This is a genomic window from Coprococcus sp. AF19-8AC (assembly GCF_003603115.1).
Classification (GTDB): domain Bacteria; phylum Bacillota; class Clostridia; order Lachnospirales; family Lachnospiraceae; genus Coprococcus; species Coprococcus aceti.
Genome location: NZ_QTMI01000004.1, coordinates 130,021 through 147,061 on the forward strand (window position 1 = coordinate 130,021; position 17,041 = coordinate 147,061).

Genomic DNA, 17,041 nt, shown 5'->3' on the forward strand with positions numbered 1-17,041 from the left:
TACTCCTTACTTAATATATTGTCCCTTCACATAACCTATCTACACATTGTATGCCATAAACCATACTATTGTCCATTTATTTTATGTTAAGGTTACAATATACCGAGTCCGTCCAGAACAACCTTTACTCCTATGAGTATAAGTATGATACCTCCGGCAAGCTCAGCCTTTGACTTGTACTTTGTTCCGAATATACTTCCGATCTTCACTCCGACCGCTGAACATATGAATGTGATACATCCTATGAATAATACCGCAAGTATGATATACAGAGTGGACAGCTTGAGGAATGCAAATGACACTCCAACCGCCAGTGCGTCTATGCTGGTTGCAACCGCCAGAAGGAACATGACCTTAAAGCTCATATCTGCATCTACTTCCTCTTCCCCGCCAAACGACTCCTTGATCATGCTTCCGCCGATGAACAGGAGGAGCACAAATGCGATCCAGTGTGACCATTTGCTTACCAGATCTGCAAAAAAGCTTCCGAGGACATATCCTACCGTCGGCATAAGTGCCTGAAATCCTCCAAACCACGCACCTGCGATAAGCATATGCTTCACCTTGATGTTGCGCAGGGACAACCCCTTACAGATAGACACGGCAAATGCATCCATTGAAAGACCAACTGCCAACAGGAATAACTCTGCAATACTCATAATTTTTCTCCTTGATATAGATTTGACGGATGCAGTCACAGACACATATAAAAAGAGACCTCCCGGGCAGCTAAAAGCTGTCCAGAAAGTCTCATCATCTACAGTAATACCAGATTCACGCCATCATCGACCGATGGCTGTCAATCATTATGTTGATATCACAACGCAAGCTCTGCGCTGACTACTCCCTTAATGAACGGTGATATTCTAGCATATTGATAAAATATTATCAAGTAGCATTTTCCTGTTATCGCATTATTGTCATTACAGATCTGTTCAGTCCTGCTTATCGATCTGAGTTGCGCTTGCCTCCTCAAGTGCCGGTGTTCCGCGCAGTTCTATGATAGGGCTTCCCTTGCCCTTTATATAATCACCTGTGATGGTCACCCTTCCTATGGTGTCATCCCTTGGGATCTGGTACATGATATCCAGCATGAATTTCTCTATAATTGCACGCAATGCTCTGGCTCCCGTCTTCCTCTTGATCGCCTCCTCGGCTATCGCCTCGTATGCCGAATCGTCAAATCTAAGATCCACCTCATCCAGTGCAAGGAGCTTCTTATACTGCTTTAATATCGCATTCTTAGGCTCCTTGAGTATGCTCACGTACATATCCTTGTCCAACGCATCAAGTGTGAAGAGTACCGGAAGTCTTCCAAGGAACTCAGGTATCATGCCAAACTCACGGAGATCCTCGGTTGTAACCTGTCTCAGCAGATTCGGATCATCATCATATTTGTCCTTGAGTTCAGCCTTGAAGCCCATGGACGCCTGCTTGCTGATCCTCTGCTTGATGATCTCCTCTATATCAGGAAATGCTCCTCCACATATAAACAGTATGTTTCTTGTATTGATGGTCGTCATGGGAACCATAGCATTCTTGCTGCCCGATCCCACAGGTACCTCAACATCCGCACCCTCAAGCAGCTTCAACAGTCCCTGCTGTACGGATTCACCGCTCACATCCCTGCTGTTGCTGTTCTGCTTCTTGGCGATCTTGTCTATCTCATCTATGAACACGATTCCTCTCTCTGCCTTCTCCACATCATTGTCGGCGGCGGCGAGAAGCTTTGACAGAACACTCTCAACATCATCGCCTATATAACCGGCCTCAGTGAGAGTTGTGGCATCAGTTATTGCGAGAGGCACCTTGAGAAGTCTTGCTATGGTCTTGACTATATATGTCTTACCACAGCCTGTAGGTCCCACCATCAGCATGTTGGACTTCTCTATCTCTATATCATCCATGGTATCTGTGAGAACCCTCTTATAATGATTGTATACAGCCACGGATATAACCTTCTTGGCATATTCCTGTCCCACAACATACTCGTCCAGCATAGCCTTGATCTTATGAGGAGCCGGAATGGTCTTAAGCGTGAGCTCTTCCTCCTGCTTCTTTTCCTTTGGCGCCTTCTTCTTGACCTTCTGTGACTTTGGCACGTCATTCTGTGCCTTGAACTTGGACATGTCTATATTGCCAAATGGCATGTTCGTAAGATCTATGAATTGCATATTGCCAAGCCCCGGCATGTTGCCAAAACCGGAATTGTTAAAGCTGTCAAATGATCTCTGCATGCAGTCCGCACATATATTTATATCTCCAGGCATATGTATCAGCTTGCCGGCCACGCTCTCCGGTCTCCTGCACAGGTAGCAGTATTTCTCGTAGTCGTCATCGTTGTCCTTATCATCCGATGCATGTCCATCGGTATCCACCGTATCCGGTGTCTTCTTATCTATATCATCATAATTCTCTGCCATATCTCATTTTCCTTTCCTGATTATACATATAGTCTCAGTCAGAAATATAATAACACACATATACCACATTTACCAACACCTGCAAATATGAAATTACTGTAAAATAGCCGTGACCAAACTCCTCATACCATCATTTTCCCCTTAATAATATTAAGTCATTTGTCTGTTTTTTGTATTATTTTACCGCTGGCATCTTTCGAATCGTTTTAAAATTTCGGCATTTGCGAAGTGCTATGGAATTGGATTTTTCGCTATGCTATAATCATAAAAAATAAATCCAACGGGTAAAAGGAGGACTGTAATTATGAAGAAACTTGAAATCGTAGTTCGTTCAGAAAAGCTTGATGATGTAAAGTCAATACTTGATGAGTGTGAATCAACAGGTGCCATGGTATCAAACATCATGGGTTACGGTAATCAGAAGGGATATAAGACAACTTACAGAGGAAGCGAATATGTTGTGAACCTTATTCCAAAGGTAAAGATCGAGACCATCGCAGCAGACGATGTTGCGGACAAGATCATTTTCAAGGTTTGCGAGAGAATATCCACAGGTAAGATCGGTGATGGTAAGATCTTCGTATATGATGTGGCAGATGTCGTTCGTATCCGTACAGGCGAGCGTGGAGAGACAGCGCTCTAATAAGCACAGGTATCCAATATCATTCCTTTTTCTAAATTGGCAGGCAGTGGCATTTGTCCACTGCCTGTTTTTTATCGTTCAGCTCTGTCTCCCAGTATCTTCAACAGACTCCCCGGAGTCATCCCTGTATACCACTTAAACTCTCTCTGGAAATGCGCCTGGTCAGAATATCCCATGTCATCCATATAATCCGTGACATGTCCGCCCGGATGCTCCAGCATTTTTCTCACAGTCTCCCTGATCCTCACGATGCGGGCAAACCTCTTGGGGCTGACCCCCAGCTCCTCCACAAATCTCCTATGCACATGTCTAACGGTGCATCCCATCTGCTCAGCAAGCTCTGATATGCTTATCTTCCCTTTTGCCGCATATATGACATCCGCCTGTTTCACGATGTCCGAATCAGCCATGCCATTCCTCTGCCACAACGATCCGCATTTCTCTATATGCTCCGTGATCTCCTCTGTCGCACTCTCTATCGGATCTTCTGCACCATTTCCTGTAAATGCATGATCAGCCGTCAGCAGTTTTTCAAGCAGACGCATATCTTGGGTATCCAGAGTCTCCCTGCCAAATCCAAGATCCTGCTCCACAGATATGAAGCTGCAGCTCTCCTCAATGCAAACAGCCGCCTCCAGTTCACCCGGATACACACTTTTGATGTGTCCATCCGTACATATCACACATATCCCAGCATTCTCCTGTGGCACTATTCTCAGCCCACCCAAGCTGTAACCAGCTCTCACATACACAGACTTCTCATTCTTTTCTATCAAATTAGTATGTACTTCACTGCAAAAATTAACATTCAATAAAATCTGACTATCCATACGCCATCTCCGCATAACTTTATTTATCTTTACCGTATCTTTGCTTTATTATATTAAGCCCGTGCAAAATATAATAAGGTTTATCGTTCCATGTCCGATTTTTTCAATATTTTACCATATCTCAATACTATACTCAACCCAAGTTAGTAATTGAGGTGTGGCACTGAGATACTTATTATCAGTCATATCTCAGTGACGTACGATCAGATATAATGTGCACAAAGATGTGTTTTGTCAGGAGCATACCTGGCGGGACGCATCTTTTTTTATTATCTGATCACTTCCACAACTACAATGTATTAAAAGGAGGAATGATTATGGAAGACGTAAGCACAATTGTATTTGGAGTATGGTTCCTTGTCGGAGCCGCACTGGTATTCTGGATGCAGGCCGGATTTGCAATGGTTGAGGCCGGTTTCACAAGAGCCAAGAATGCCGGAAACATTATAATGAAGAATCTCATGGATTTCTGTCTCGGTACAGTCTCATTCATGATCCTCGGTTCATCACTTCTGCTCGGCAGCAGTGACTGGGCACTCGGAGGTTTCATCGGAAAACCATCATGGGATTTGTTCCTTCACTTTGAAAACTATGACTGGTCAAGCTTCGTATTCAACCTTGTGTTCTGTGCAACAGCAGCAACCATCGTGTCAGGAGCTATGGCAGAGAGAACAAAGTTCTCTGCATATTGTGTATACTCAGCTATCATCTCACTGCTGATATATCCTATTGAGGCTCACTGGATCTGGAATCCAGGTGGCTGGCTTGTAAAACTTGGCTTCCATGATTTTGCCGGTTCATGTGCCATCCATATGGTAGGTGGAATCTCAGCACTGATTGGTGCCGCATTACTTGGACCTCGTATCGGAAAGTTCAATAAGGATGAGAATGGCAAAGTAGTAAAGGTTCACACCTTCCCTGGTCATAACCTTCCACTCGGCGCACTCGGTGTATTCATCCTGTGGTTCGGCTGGTACGGATTCAATGGTGCAGCCGCAACATCTGTTGATCAGTTAGGTTCTATCTTCCTCACTACTACTATCGCACCTGCACTTGCAACAGTTTCATGTATGATATTTACATGGCTCAAATATGGCAAGCCTGATGTGTCAATGTGTCTCAACGCTTCACTCGCTGGTCTTGTTGCCATCACAGCTCCTTGTGATACAGTCGATGCTTTCGGCGCAGCTATCATCGGTATCGTTGCCGGACTTCTCGTAGTATTCGGAGTATGGCTCTGTGACCACGCATTACATGTTGACGATCCTGTCGGTGCCGTAGCCGTACATGGTGTAAATGGTATCTGGGGAACAATCGCTGTAGGTCTCTTCTCCACAACAACTGTTCCTGGAAATGATACATTAAACGGTCTGTTCTACGGCGGTGGCATTCATCCACTTCTCATCCAGTTACTTGGATTTGCAGCAGTTGCAGCATGGACAGCAGTTACGATCACCATCGTATTCCTGATCATCAAGAAGACTATGGGACTTAGAGTATCTGAGGAGGAAGAGATCAAGGGACTTGATCCTACAGAGCATGGTCTTCCTACAGCATACGCAGATTTCCTGACAACAAAGTAATTCATAATATATAGTATTATCTGCAAGCAAAAAGCCTGTGGTATGAATCAAAGTTCATATCACAGGCTTTTTAATATATTCACATCCACATTCCATGTATAAGCAATATATGCGGATTCTTCCTGTCTCCATACTCGTGTATTGTCATCTCTTACCCCTTGTAAAAGCATTAGTTAGTTATCGCTAACCTATGACATATTATCACAGAAAGCCCATTATATACAACACAATATTGCATAAAAAAGATCCCAGTCGTTACGACTGGGATCCGTCTCAAAACAAACATCTATAGATTAAAGACTGTAAGAACCTGATTCTCCATCAGCTGTATAATATACCATGCCTGTTTCTGGCTGGTAGTATACGTTCAATTCCTTAACTGTCTTATTGCCAATAACTTCCTTCACCTTAGCAACGATTGTTGCCATCTCGATCTGACCGCCAGCGAACTCAACAAATACATTCTCTGTTGTCTTAGCTGGAGCTGCCTTCTTTGCTGGAGCCTTCTTTGCAGGTGCTGCTGCCTTTGTCTCTTCCTTCTTAGCTGGTGCTGTTTTCTTTGCAGGTGCTGCCTTTGGCTCTTCCTTAACTGGAGCTACCTTCTTTGCAGGTGCTGCCTTTGTCTCTGTAGCTGCTGTCTTCTTTGCAGCTTCCTCTTTCTTAACTGCCTCAACCTTAGCAAGTGCTGCTGCAGGTGTTGCCTTTGTTACCTTCTTTGTCTCATCTGCCTTCTTTGCTGTAGCCATGATTCTTTCCTCCCAAATAAAAAGTATCTATGTAATCTTATGTATTTATTTTCAAGCTAGGTTGATATTACTCCATTTTTTATATTTTTTCAATATAACCAAATTCTTTTCTCCCTTTTGTATCGTTTTGGGAATTGATTTACAATAAATGGCAACACTTTACACAAAAAGGCGGTCACAGATCGTTGTAAATCCGTGACCGCTTTTGTCATTTTGTACAAATACACACACTAATTCGTGAGAATATTAACCACTTCACTCAATTTCATTCCGTTTGATCCCTTCAAAAGCACTATATCCTCAGGCTTCATGAGCGCCATAAGGTATATCGCGATCTCCTCCGTGTCAGTGAATGACACAGTCTTGGCATACTTCGTATCACAGGCATCCAGAGCTTCCTTGATCTTCTGGGCATGCTCTCCGATGACTATGACCTCATCTATCTTCTTATCTCTGAGATACTCTCCGACTTCATAGTGGTACTCATCGCTCTTCTCTCCGAGCTCAAGCATATCGCCGAGCACGATATACTTCTTGCCCTCGCACTTCATGTCACAGAGGACATCGGTGCTGGCCTTCATGGAATCAGGGCTTGCATTGTATGTATCGTCTATGATCGTGTATTTGCCAGGAAGCTTGATGACCTTCTGTCTGAGACCTCTGAAATTCTCAAATGCCTTCGACGACTTCTCATATGGAACTCCAAGCTGATGCGACACAGCCATGGCCACCAATGAATTGCGCACGTTGTGCAGTCCCATCACTCCTACCTTGACAGTTACAACGTCATCCCCATGTACCATATCGTATACAGAATATCCATCCTCCATGCGGATGTTAGTCGCTCTGAAGTCCATGCCCTCGCCGCAACCATATGTGTATACCTTACATGGTATCTCATCCTTGACCGCATACAGCATAGGATCATCACCGTTGATATACAGTGTTCCATTCTCGCCCATGCCCTTGATAATGCTGAGCTTCTCCTTGCGGGTGTTCTCCAGTGAACCCATATATTCTATATGTGCAACGCCTATGGTCGTTATAACGCATATATCCGGCTGAGCTATATCAGTGAGGATGTCCATCTCACCCGGCTCGCCGATTCCAAGCTCAAGAACAGCTGCATCGTACTCGTCTGTCATCCTTGACACCGTGATAGGCTCGCCGTACACCGAATTATAATTGCCCTCTGTGTGGAAGCACTTCATTCCAGCACTGACAGCCGCTGTGATCATCTCTCTTGTCGTGGTCTTGCCCACGCTTCCTGTAACCGCCACAACAGGCATATCGTATCTGTTCCTTATATACTTTCCAATGGCCTGCAATGCCTTAACAGTATCATCCACCCTGATATACGCCTTGTCCGACACCACAACATTGTCATGCTCCGATGTGAGTGTGGCTGCTGCAGTCTGAAGTGCTGATTCTATAAATCTGTGTCCGTCGGTTCTTGTTCCTATGATCGGCACGAACAGATCGCCCTCCTTGGCCTCCTTAGAGTTTATACAGATGTCAGTGAGAACAGTGTTCTCATCTCCGCAGAGGAGTACGCCTCCTGTAGCTTCCAGAATATTTTTTACTGTTATATCTACCATCACTATCCCCTTTTTTCATATTGATAAAATATATACAACCGGGCTTTACCGCCGCTCCGGCTTCATCAGGTGTCCATTATAGCACTGTATTATGCTTTTGTATATTTAAATCTCTTTACTTTTATAATCCCAGAACTGTTCAAGGATCCCGTCCACATTTTGCATGTTGCATATCACGCTGTCATTCCATTCCACAGGAAACAGCTCCGTGTAACGCCTGGTGGCAAATCTCTCGTCTATCAGAAGTATTATCCCCTGATCCGTCTCCGTCCTTATGACTCTTCCGGCAGCCTGAAATACCTTGTTTATTCCCGGGTACTGGTACGCATATCTGAATCCATTCCTGTCGGATGCAGCCTCTTTTTCGTCCGCCGCGGTTCTGCTGTCGAAGTAATCCATCATCAGCTTTCTCTCCGTGCACACCTGGGGAAGACCGGGTCCGACTATTATCGCTCCTATCAGCCTGTCACCAGTCAGATCGATTCCCTCGGAGAATATTCCGCCCATGATACACAGTGCCAGCACATTGTCCTTCTCCTCAAATGCCCTCAGAAAGCTCTCTCTATCGCTCTCCGTCATGTATTGTTCCTGGGCTATAACTTCCACCCCAAGAGACTCTGGAAGCTCTTCAGTGAGCACATGCACCTTCTCCAGCATGGCATACGATGGAAAGAACACCATATAGTTGCCCGGTCTCGCACTTATCACGCGCTCTATATAGCTGTAAATGTTCCTGTACATCGCCTCATTACGGTTCGTGTATCTGGTCGTGACATCATTTGCTATCATTATCTTCCTGTTCTCCGCAGAAAATGGAGACGGGATGTATATTGCCCTGTCCTCCGGGCAGTCCGACAGCATCTCCATATAATATCTGACAGGAAGTATCGTAGCCGAGAAAAACACCGTGGCAAGCCCTTTGTCCAAGCAGTTTCTTATGTTAACTGCAGGCTTGACGCAGTACAGTCTCACCACAAATCTTCCGTCATCCCTTATCTCGTCATACACGACATAATTCTCATCCATCATCTCCGCAATGTTCAGAAATGAGGTGAGATTAAAATAAAAGTTCAGGACTTCCTTTCTCTCCGGGATCTGCCTGTGCTCCTCCAGAAAGAGCTGTATTGCTTCATGGAGGCTGAGCAATTTCAGGTGAAGAGGTGCTATGCTCGAGAGCACCCTGTATCCCTCCTCAGGAACCTCCTTCTTCATCGTAAGCAGCTCTCTGTTGCAGCTTCCTATATGTCTTGCCATACGGCCGCCATACTGGGCTGTGAGCTTCTTGAGCTCCAGAAAGTCCTCCTTCACGATCTCCGCACTGTACATGGACGAAGCCCTGTCCACAAGATTGTGCGCCTCATCCACAAGGAATACATAATCTCCCGGCTTACCGCCCTCTGCCGCAAAGAACCTCTTGAGGCTCGCTCTCGGATCAAAGACATAGTTATAGTCACATATCACCATGTCAGCAAACAGACTCACGTCAAGGCTCAACTCAAACGGACACACCCTGTGAGCCTGTGCGTACCGTATTACCACATCTCTGTCAACCACCGTCTCATGTAATACCACGTCGTACAGCGCATCATTTACCCTGTCAAAATGCCCCTCGGCATACGGACATACCGCAGGATTGCAATCCACCTGTTCCTGACAACATATCTTCTCTTTTGCCGTGAGTATAACAGTCTTGAGCTTTAGCCCTCTGTCCTCCAGCAGCTCCACCGCATTTCTCGACACAGTGTGGGCTATGGTCTTGGCTGTCAGATAGAATATTTTCGACACATGTCCCTGAACCATGGATTTTATGGACGGGTACACCGCCGCCATGGTCTTTCCGATTCCAGTTGGTGCCTGGACATACAGATGTTTTTCCTGCTCAATAGCCCTGTACACATACAGAGCCATCTCCTTCTGGCCCTTCCTGTACTCAAATGGGAACTCCATGTCCGAGATGGACTGATTCCTCATAAGCTGATGCTTCTCCACCAGATCAATCCATTTGCAAAGCTCCGCCATCATTGAGCTGAACCATTTCTCCAGATAGCCAAATGAATATCTCCGCCTGAAGAACTTCTCCTTCTCGCTGTCAAGGTTTACATAACTTATCCTTACATCTATCCAGCTATAATTATTCTCTTTTGAATATATATACGCATAGCACATCGCCTGGGCCACGTGGACGCGCTGCGGGCTCTCCATGTCATCGAGGTTCCTGTATATGCCCTTTATCTCATCTATAAGCACATCGCTGTCATGGAAGTCCACAGCATACCCCTCTGCCATGTCAAAGCCGTCGTCAATATCCCCCGGCTCTTCCTGTTCGCCACCGCATCTGTCTATGATTCCATCAGCCCGGCCCTCCACAGTTATCAGATGTCCGCCAAGCTCCTCTGTATACCGGAGCGGCACCTCTGAATTATAATGAGACCCTGCCCTTTTCTGAAGCTTCCTGTGAATCCTGCTACCCGCATTCATCGCTTCTCTGGACAGAGTCCCACTACTGCTATCACTTATATCGCCACTGCGGAAGATGAATTCCACCAGGCTCCTAACTGATATTTTTATATTCATTATCTCTTATATACTATCTTCTCTGCGAGATCGTCCGCAGTCTGTCTGTCTATGAGTATCTCAACCAGCTTAAGTGCAAATTCTATGGCTGTTCCCACTCCTCTGCTAGTGATCACATTTCCGTCCACCACTACCGGCTCCGTGCTGTGGCGCTTCGCCATGAGCTGATCCTCACATCCCGGATAACATGTTGCATTCTTGTCCGCAAGCACGCCAAATGCGCCAAGTGCTGTAGGTCCCGCACAGATAGCAGCCACATAGCCGCCTCTGTCATTCTGTGCCTTGACCATGGCCTGAACCTTTGAATTTGCCTTGAGGTTCGGAACCCCCGGAATACCTCCAGGAAGAACTACAAGATCGCACTGGTCATCGATCTCTGATAACTTCTCATCCATCGTGACCTCCATGCCGCGCGCTCCTGTCACTGTATCCTGATCGTCAGCCGACACCATCAGGCACTCAACTCCGGCTCTCTTCAAGAGATCCACCACCGTGAGAGCCTCTACCTCTTCATAACCTGTTGCAAATAAAACTCTTGCCTTCATCGCTTTTCCTCCTTATTCGCACTCTTTACAAAACTGTCTATATCACGTCTGTCCATACCGCTCAGGGCGCTGTTCTGATAGATACCGTCCTCAGTCACATCCCTGCCAAACCAAGTCGGCGGCACAAATGTATTTGCAAATTTCTCCTCCGGGAATTCAACCTCAGCATAGGTGAGTCCGCCAAATATCCCGTCGAACACGTCCAGCTCGATCTTCAGTTCCCTGTCCACTTCACTGTCACCACAGGTTCCGTCCGTATCGGAAAGCGGTATTATATACCGGTCCTTCTCTATTATATTGCCGTCTGCCTTACATCTGAGATTCCTGTATTCATCCTCGTCCAGATCCATCTCGAATTCCTGCCTGCTGAGCAGTCCCTTGGATTTGACCGTGAGCACACGTCTGTCGTCCGTTCTCCTGATCCTTATGACCGGCTTCACGGACACATACATCTGTTCCATGTGCTTCACCTGATATTTCGTCAGATCGACAGGTATCTCATGTACAAGGTATTTTCTCTCTATCTCCATATATGCCTCCACCTATTCAAACCAAATGACCGCCTTATCAGAACACATCTCCCGGCGGTATATCTCCACTCACATAGCTTCCTATAGCTTTGTTCATAAATATCATGGACACGACAAGTGCAATGATCCATACAACAAACGATGATAACAGATATCCAAGAGCAGTGTTGACCGATATTATGAACACCGACAGAGTCTGTGCATAGACACATATCGTAAATACCTTGCCGTAGGACAGTCCCGTGTTGAGATTTCTTGCAAGTCCATTGCCCGCTATACTGAATATCAGCGCAAGGAGAAGCTGTCTGCCCGCCGATGCCGCCATCACCGAAATGAACATAATCACCATGTACATATAAAATACCGGTGTCAGTGCCGCCAGCTTGCTATTGTTGAAGCCATCCGGCAGGAACATGTATTTGAGCGGTGTCACCATGTACTCATAGCCCTTGCCATCTGAGACCATTCCCATGACTATATTCTCACTTCCTATGGCGATGTACACTCCATCCGTTTCCATGGAGTCAAGGTCCACTGACGCATTCTCCGTGTTGATGTACAGAGTAGCATTTCCTATCTCAAGCTGCATATCGTGTTCCATGTCGAGCTTATTGTCATGATATGTGAATGCCGGGATCTTATTTGTTATGAGATTTCTCAGACCTCCGACCTTGCCGACCCAGAATATGGCGTCTATTCCAAACTCTATAAATGCCAGCAAAAAGGATATGATCACCACAAACCACACAAGGCGTCCCGTCTTCAGCTTGACCAGTTGTTTGTAATTCTTCGGACTGCTGACCGCTATCGACAACTGATCGAGCAGCGTCACCTTCTTGTTCTCTTCCTGTTCTTCCATATAAATCTCCAACTCTAATAATTATTGACCGGCAAAATGAACCAGCTATTCCATCGGCTCTATAATCCCAAGCTTCACCATAGCCTTATATATTCCATCATTCTCCGCATCGTCTGTGACCATCATAACCTGTCTTTTGAGCTCCTCCGGCCCCTTCTCCATGATTATGCTGTTCGGACAATATAATAACATAGGTGCGTCATTGTTGCCATCACCAAATGCATATGCATTTTCAAGCGGAATATCAAAATAATCCAGAAGATACTGTATACCCGTCGCCTTGCTGAACCCCTTGGGAACTATCTCGCAGAAATTTGAACCTCTGTCGATATAGTCAAAATTCTGTGATACATACTCTCGGAACTCAGGAACATTTTTGTTGTCATCCGCGAACCAGCAGCAGAACTTGTCAAATTCAAAGTCATCTGAGTCCACATCCTCCCCAACAAATATTCCATTTGCCCGGAAGTATCTGACCATCTCTGCAAGGAGTTCATTTCCCATGTTCTGACCGTCCACGTACACCTTGTCTCTGTGCTCATACATTCCAAACATGTCATATCTGCGGCATGCATAAGCTATATCCCTGCACACATCCCTGCTGACATCATTGTGGAACAGCTCTTTGCCGTCATAGTAAATGGATGTTCCGCAGCCACACACAAAGCCGTCAAAACCCGCATCCTTGATCTCATCAGTGACATTACAGTAAACCCTGCCAGTGTTGATGAACACCAGATGTCCGTTGGCTCTCGCCTGCGCCAGCGCACGCCTTGCGCTGTCCGGGAAGTATCTCCTTCCGTCCTCGGTTATAAGCGTTCCGTCTATATCAAAGAACAATATCTTCCTGTCTGTGCTTTTCATATATTATATCCATCCTGTCATATATTTACAGGCACATGTATTATAACTACACGTGCCTGTATCTTCTGTACGCATTATATTTTCACTTGATAACCTGCGCATGCTTCATTATATCACTTTTTCTGCAGTCTGCATTACAACTGCTTCATGAGGTCGATCATCTCAAGAGCTCCCATAGCGCAGTCATAACCCTTGTTGCCGGCCTTTGTTCCTGCACGCTCGATGGCCTGCTCGATATTCTCTGTTGTGACAACTCCGAACATTACAGGTACACCTGTCTCAAGTGATACTGAGGCAACGCCCTTTGAAACCTCGTTGCACACATAATCATAGTGGCTTGTCGCACCACGAATAACAGCACCAAGACAGATAACAGCGTCATACTTGCCGCTTGCAGCCATCTTCTTTGCGATCACAGGGATCTCAAATGCTCCCGGAACCCATGCAACTGTGATGTCGTCAGCATTTACATCATGACGGAGAAGTGCATCCTCTGCACCGCTTACGAGCTTTGAAACTATGAACTCATTAAATCTTGCTGCCACTATACCTATCTTTGCTCCATTTGCTACTAACTTTCCTTCTACCTTATTCATCTGATTTATCCTCCTTATTCTATATCGGAGCTTACCCAGCCCCTTCTTATGAAATATTAGACTTCGTGTAACATATGACCCATTTTCTCTTTTTTTGTCTTGAGATAAAATGCGTCAAACTTGGTTGGCTCTATCTCTATAGGAACTCTCTCCACGATCTCAAGATTGTAGCCTGCAAGGCCGTATACCTTGAGTGGGTTGTTGGTGAGGAGTCTGATCTGTCTGATTCCGAGATCCACAAGTATCTGTGTTCCTATGGTGTAATCCCTTGCATCATCAGGGAAACCAAGCTTGAGGTTTGCCTCAACGGTGTCAAGCCCCTGATCCTGAAGCGCATATGCCCTGATCTTGTTGATAAGGCCGATTCCTCTGCCCTCCTGTCTCATGTACAGGAGCACGCCTCTGCCTTCCTTGGCAATGGCCTTCATGGCCGCATCGAGCTGCTGTCCGCAGTCACACTTCTGTGAGCCGAAGCAATCGCCTGTGAGGCACTCGCTGTGCACACGGCAGAGAACAGGCTTGCCGTCAGCTATATCACCCATTGTGAGTGCCACGTGATGTTCACCGTTCAGCTTGTTGATATATCCACAGATCGTAAACTCACCATACTTTGTTGGAAGCTTTGCCTTGGCTACGCACTCAACGAATACTTCATGCTCTTTTCTGTACTGCACAAGCTTCTCTATGGTCGATATCTTAAGGTCATGAACCTTTGCAAATTCCACAAGGTCATCCTTTCTCGCCATGGTTCCGTCATCCTTCATGATCTCACAGCACAGTCCGCAAGGCTTAAGTCCTGCAACCTTCATAAGATCAACTGTAGCCTCTGTGTGGCCGTTTCTCTCTATGACTCCGCCTGCAACTGCCTGAAGTGGGAACATATGTCCCGGTCTTCTGAAGTCATCAGGCTTTGCATTCTCATCCACAAATTTTCTGGCTGTGTAGCCTCTCTCCTCGGCTGAGATTCCTGTGGTTGTATCCACATGATCCACTGATACTGAAAATGCTGTGCAGTGGTTATCTGTATTGGTTATACACATCTGTGGGAGATTCAGCTTATCCGCATATGACGCACCCATAGGCATGCATATGAGACCTCTCGCCCACTTTGCCATGAAGTTGACATTCTCCGTTGTAGCAAATTCTGCTGCACAGATTACATCTCCCTCATTCTCTCTGTCCTCGTTGTCGAGCATGACAACCGGCTTTCCCGCCGCAAGATCTGCAGCGATCTCCTCTATCGAGTTGAATTCAAAACTCATCACTCTACCTCCTTAAAATATCTGTCTACATAAATCCATTTTCTGCCAGAAACTTCATATCAAGTCCTGATCTATCTGAAGCATTTCCATTTGAAAGCTTTTCATCTGTATCGTCACCTTTGTATGGCATAAGCAGTTTCTCAACATACTTTCCAACCACATCATTTTCAAGGTTGACCACCTTGCCCGGCTTGCCATCCAGCAGCGTCGTCTCTCCCGCCGTGTGCGGAATGATCGACACCTTAAAGCATGTATCATCGACATACGCAACCGTAAGGCTTATACCGTCTATGGCTATTGAGCCCTTCTCAATGATGTATCTGAGTATCTTCGGAGAACAATCTATTGTCACCCACACTGCATTGTCCTCCCTTTTGAGCTCTCTGATCGTTCCGGTTCCATCTATATGTCCTGACACTATATGTCCGCCAAATCTTCCTCCGGCCGCCATGGCACGCTCAAGGTTCACCCTGCTGCCACCGGTAAGCTGTCCAAGTCCGCTTCGTCTCAAAGTCTCAGGCATGACATCCGCAGTAAAGATATTCCCCGATATGCCGGTTGCAGTAAGACACACACCGTTTACCGCTATACTGTCTCCAACCTGGCTTCCATGGAGAACCTTGTCTGCCTGCACCGTGATGCTGCAGGAGCTTACGCCTTTATCTATCTTTCTTATAGTTCCTATCTCTTCTACTATTCCTGTGAACATGTATGACCTCTTTTCTATAAGTTCTTAAACCTTTTTGTATCTGAGCATCACATCTTCATCAAATCTTCTGACCTCGTCAAGTCCAAACATATGTGCATCCGCAGGCACATCAACACCCGTTCCGGATACCGGACTGTACTTGCCCTCGCCGCCAAATATCTTCGGGGCAATGAATACACATGCCTCATCCACAAGACCTTCAGACACCATGCTGTAGTTGAGCTCGCCGCCGCCCTCAAGCAGTATTCCGTCTATGCCTTTCCCGCCGAGGATCGTCATGAGCTGCCTTAGATCCACCTGTCCATCCACATCTTCGATCTCTATGATGCTTACACCTTTATCCTTGAGTCTCTCACACTTTGCTGAGTCTGAAGCTCCCGCTGCCGTCGTGGCAACTATGGTCTCTATCTCCCCGGCTGTCTGTACGATCTGTGAATCCTCCGGAATCCTGAGCTTGCTGTCACAAACTATCCTGATCGGATTTCTGACATTATCAGTATCCCTGTCCGTGCTTTTCTCTATTCTGCATGTCAGCATCGGATCATCCGCAAGCACTGTTCCTATGCCCGCCATAATACCCTTATGTCTGTTTCTGAGTTCCATGACATACGCCCTTGATGCCTCACCGGTTATCCACTTGCTGGCCCCTGTGTGGGTAGCGATCCTGCCGTCCATGGTCATGGCATATTTCATGGTCACATACGGCTGTTTATTTACTATATACTTAAAGAAAATGCCGTTTATGGCATCGCACTCGGCTTTGAGGCAGTGTGTGTACACCTCTATCCCGGCATCACGCAGTCTCTTAAAACCTTTTCCTGCCACCATAGCATTCGGATCATCGGAACCACAGTAGACCTTTCTGATCTTGTGCTCTATGATCGCGTCCACACATGGAGGCTGCTTGCCAAAATGGCAGCACGGCTCAAGCGTCACATACATGACTGCGCCCTCGGCATCTGCCTGATCCTTAAGACTGGCAAATGCTGCGCGCTCAGCGTGGAGCTCTCCATATCTCACATGATATCCCTCTCCTATGATCCTGCCATTCTTCACTATGACAGCACCTACAAGCGGATTTGGATTCACTGCTCCAGTGCCGCGCCTTGCAAGCTCTATGGCACGTCTCATATATGACGGATCAAATTCATCATCTATATCATATTTTTCCATATGACCACCATCCTACTTAATACCTTTACAGACAGACTATCGGATATTGCTCATTCAAGCCTCCGAAGTATCTGTTCGAAACACAAGAGAAAACCCCGAAGATAAC

At 46.1% G+C, this 17,041-nt stretch carries 15 protein-coding genes and 1 pseudogene; 2 read left to right on the forward strand and 14 right to left on the reverse strand.

Going from position 1 to position 17,041, the window contains the following annotated elements; translation table 11 throughout:
- Positions 1 to 92: 92 nt before the first annotated feature.
- A complete protein-coding gene (locus DWX57_RS11025) occupies positions 93 to 659 on the reverse strand; it encodes a manganese efflux pump MntP (protein ID WP_117549249.1) in 567 nt (188 codons plus the stop codon).
- Between the two features lie 276 nt (positions 660 to 935).
- On the reverse strand, positions 936 to 2,423 hold the full coding sequence (gene clpX, locus DWX57_RS11030) for an ATP-dependent Clp protease ATP-binding subunit ClpX (RefSeq protein WP_117549250.1): 1,488 nt from the start codon (positions 2,421 to 2,423) through the stop codon (positions 936 to 938).
- A 304-nt stretch (positions 2,424 to 2,727) separates the two neighbouring features.
- Here clpX and DWX57_RS11035 point away from each other — a divergent pair, with 304 nt between their 5' ends.
- The gene (locus tag DWX57_RS11035; RefSeq protein ID WP_015533899.1) at positions 2,728 to 3,066 is read left to right on the forward strand and encodes a P-II family nitrogen regulator; all 339 of its coding nucleotides are present in this window, start codon (positions 2,728 to 2,730) and stop codon (positions 3,064 to 3,066) included.
- Between the two features lie 71 nt (positions 3,067 to 3,137).
- Here DWX57_RS11035 and DWX57_RS11040 read toward each other — a convergent pair whose 3' ends face one another.
- The gene (locus DWX57_RS11040) at positions 3,138 to 3,896 is read right to left on the reverse strand and encodes a helix-turn-helix transcriptional regulator (RefSeq protein ID WP_165852797.1); all 759 of its coding nucleotides are present in this window, start codon (positions 3,894 to 3,896) and stop codon (positions 3,138 to 3,140) included.
- A 311-nt stretch (positions 3,897 to 4,207) separates the two neighbouring features.
- On the opposite strand from DWX57_RS11040, the pseudogene DWX57_RS11045 reads away from it, so the two are divergent.
- A pseudogene (locus DWX57_RS11045) lies at positions 4,208 to 5,464 on the forward strand (ammonium transporter); the annotation flags it as partial.
- 308 nt (positions 5,465 to 5,772) lie between these two features.
- On the opposite strand, the gene DWX57_RS11050 reads toward DWX57_RS11045, so the two are convergent.
- The 11 genes from DWX57_RS11050 to ribD all read right to left on the reverse strand — a co-directional run bounded on the left by DWX57_RS11050 (position 5,773) and on the right by ribD (position 16,935).
- Positions 5,773 to 6,225 (reverse strand): DUF6465 family protein, encoded by a 453-nt coding sequence (locus tag DWX57_RS11050; RefSeq protein ID WP_120124232.1) that lies wholly within the window; start codon positions 6,223 to 6,225, stop codon positions 5,773 to 5,775.
- 230 nt (positions 6,226 to 6,455) lie between these two features.
- Positions 6,456 to 7,823, reverse strand: a complete 1,368-nt coding sequence (locus tag DWX57_RS11055) for a UDP-N-acetylmuramoyl-tripeptide--D-alanyl-D-alanine ligase (protein ID WP_022215917.1) — start codon at positions 7,821 to 7,823, stop codon at positions 6,456 to 6,458.
- A 105-nt stretch (positions 7,824 to 7,928) separates the two neighbouring features.
- The gene (locus DWX57_RS11060) at positions 7,929 to 10,397 is read right to left on the reverse strand and encodes an ATP-dependent DNA helicase (RefSeq protein WP_118758290.1); all 2,469 of its coding nucleotides are present in this window, start codon (positions 10,395 to 10,397) and stop codon (positions 7,929 to 7,931) included.
- Positions 10,397 to 10,942 (reverse strand): DJ-1 family glyoxalase III, encoded by a 546-nt coding sequence (locus tag DWX57_RS11065; RefSeq protein ID WP_120124234.1) that lies wholly within the window; start codon positions 10,940 to 10,942, stop codon positions 10,397 to 10,399. Before DWX57_RS11065 ends, DWX57_RS11060 begins: the two co-directional genes overlap by 1 nt.
- Positions 10,939 to 11,472 (reverse strand): CYTH domain-containing protein, encoded by a 534-nt coding sequence (locus DWX57_RS11070; protein WP_055223316.1) that lies wholly within the window; start codon positions 11,470 to 11,472, stop codon positions 10,939 to 10,941. The genes DWX57_RS11065 and DWX57_RS11070 overlap by 4 nt, the downstream gene beginning before the upstream one ends.
- Before the next feature lie 37 nt (positions 11,473 to 11,509).
- Complete coding sequence (locus DWX57_RS11075; protein WP_120000004.1) at positions 11,510 to 12,331, reverse strand: DUF1189 domain-containing protein; 822 nt, start codon at positions 12,329 to 12,331, stop codon at positions 11,510 to 11,512.
- A gap of 45 nt (positions 12,332 to 12,376) precedes the next feature.
- Positions 12,377 to 13,195 carry a Cof-type HAD-IIB family hydrolase gene (locus tag DWX57_RS11080; RefSeq protein ID WP_120124236.1) on the reverse strand — a complete coding sequence of 273 codons (819 nt, stop codon included), beginning with the start codon at positions 13,193 to 13,195 and terminating at the stop codon, positions 12,377 to 12,379.
- 134 nt (positions 13,196 to 13,329) lie between these two features.
- The gene (gene ribH / locus DWX57_RS11085; RefSeq protein ID WP_015533909.1) at positions 13,330 to 13,791 is read right to left on the reverse strand and encodes a 6,7-dimethyl-8-ribityllumazine synthase; all 462 of its coding nucleotides are present in this window, start codon (positions 13,789 to 13,791) and stop codon (positions 13,330 to 13,332) included.
- Positions 13,792 to 13,847: 56 nt separating this feature from the next.
- Positions 13,848 to 15,053, reverse strand: a complete 1,206-nt coding sequence (locus DWX57_RS11090) for a bifunctional 3,4-dihydroxy-2-butanone-4-phosphate synthase/GTP cyclohydrolase II (RefSeq protein WP_120124239.1) — start codon at positions 15,051 to 15,053, stop codon at positions 13,848 to 13,850.
- Between the two features lie 25 nt (positions 15,054 to 15,078).
- The gene (locus DWX57_RS11095) at positions 15,079 to 15,762 is read right to left on the reverse strand and encodes a riboflavin synthase (protein WP_015533911.1); all 684 of its coding nucleotides are present in this window, start codon (positions 15,760 to 15,762) and stop codon (positions 15,079 to 15,081) included.
- Positions 15,763 to 15,786: 24 nt separating this feature from the next.
- Positions 15,787 to 16,935, reverse strand: coding sequence for a bifunctional diaminohydroxyphosphoribosylaminopyrimidine deaminase/5-amino-6-(5-phosphoribosylamino)uracil reductase RibD (gene ribD / locus DWX57_RS11100; RefSeq protein WP_117549271.1), 1,149 nt, complete (start codon positions 16,933 to 16,935; stop codon positions 15,787 to 15,789).
- Positions 16,936 to 17,041: the final 106 nt, after the last annotated feature.

What these genes read in the sequence shown, in the direction of transcription:
- ribH (WP_015533909.1), bottom strand. Translation starts at nt 13,791, where the DNA reads ATGAATAAGGTAGAAGGAAAGTTAGTAGCAAATGGAGCAAAGATAGGT.
- DWX57_RS11025 (WP_117549249.1), bottom strand. Translation starts at nt 659, where the DNA reads ATGAGTATTGCAGAGTTATTCCTGTTGGCAGTTGGTCTTTCAATGGAT.
- DWX57_RS11075 (WP_120000004.1), bottom strand. Translation starts at nt 12,331, where the DNA reads ATGGAAGAACAGGAAGAGAACAAGAAGGTGACGCTGCTCGATCAGTTG.
- ribD (WP_117549271.1), bottom strand. Translation starts at nt 16,935, where the DNA reads ATGGAAAAATATGATATAGATGATGAATTTGATCCGTCATATATGAGA.
- DWX57_RS11095 (WP_015533911.1), bottom strand. Translation starts at nt 15,762, where the DNA reads ATGTTCACAGGAATAGTAGAAGAGATAGGAACTATAAGAAAGATAGAT.
- DWX57_RS11055 (WP_022215917.1), bottom strand. Translation starts at nt 7,823, where the DNA reads ATGGTAGATATAACAGTAAAAAATATTCTGGAAGCTACAGGAGGCGTA.
- DWX57_RS11080 (WP_120124236.1), bottom strand. Translation starts at nt 13,195, where the DNA reads ATGAAAAGCACAGACAGGAAGATATTGTTCTTTGATATAGACGGAACG.
- DWX57_RS11060 (WP_118758290.1), bottom strand. Translation starts at nt 10,397, where the DNA reads ATGAATATAAAAATATCAGTTAGGAGCCTGGTGGAATTCATCTTCCGC.
- DWX57_RS11035 (WP_015533899.1), top strand. Translation starts at nt 2,728, where the DNA reads ATGAAGAAACTTGAAATCGTAGTTCGTTCAGAAAAGCTTGATGATGTA.
- clpX (WP_117549250.1), bottom strand. Translation starts at nt 2,423, where the DNA reads ATGGCAGAGAATTATGATGATATAGATAAGAAGACACCGGATACGGTG.
- DWX57_RS11040 (WP_165852797.1), bottom strand. Translation starts at nt 3,896, where the DNA reads ATGGATAGTCAGATTTTATTGAATGTTAATTTTTGCAGTGAAGTACAT.
- DWX57_RS11070 (WP_055223316.1), bottom strand. Translation starts at nt 11,472, where the DNA reads ATGGAGATAGAGAGAAAATACCTTGTACATGAGATACCTGTCGATCTG.
- DWX57_RS11065 (WP_120124234.1), bottom strand. Translation starts at nt 10,942, where the DNA reads ATGAAGGCAAGAGTTTTATTTGCAACAGGTTATGAAGAGGTAGAGGCT.
- DWX57_RS11050 (WP_120124232.1), bottom strand. Translation starts at nt 6,225, where the DNA reads ATGGCTACAGCAAAGAAGGCAGATGAGACAAAGAAGGTAACAAAGGCA.
- DWX57_RS11090 (WP_120124239.1), bottom strand. Translation starts at nt 15,053, where the DNA reads ATGAGTTTTGAATTCAACTCGATAGAGGAGATCGCTGCAGATCTTGCG.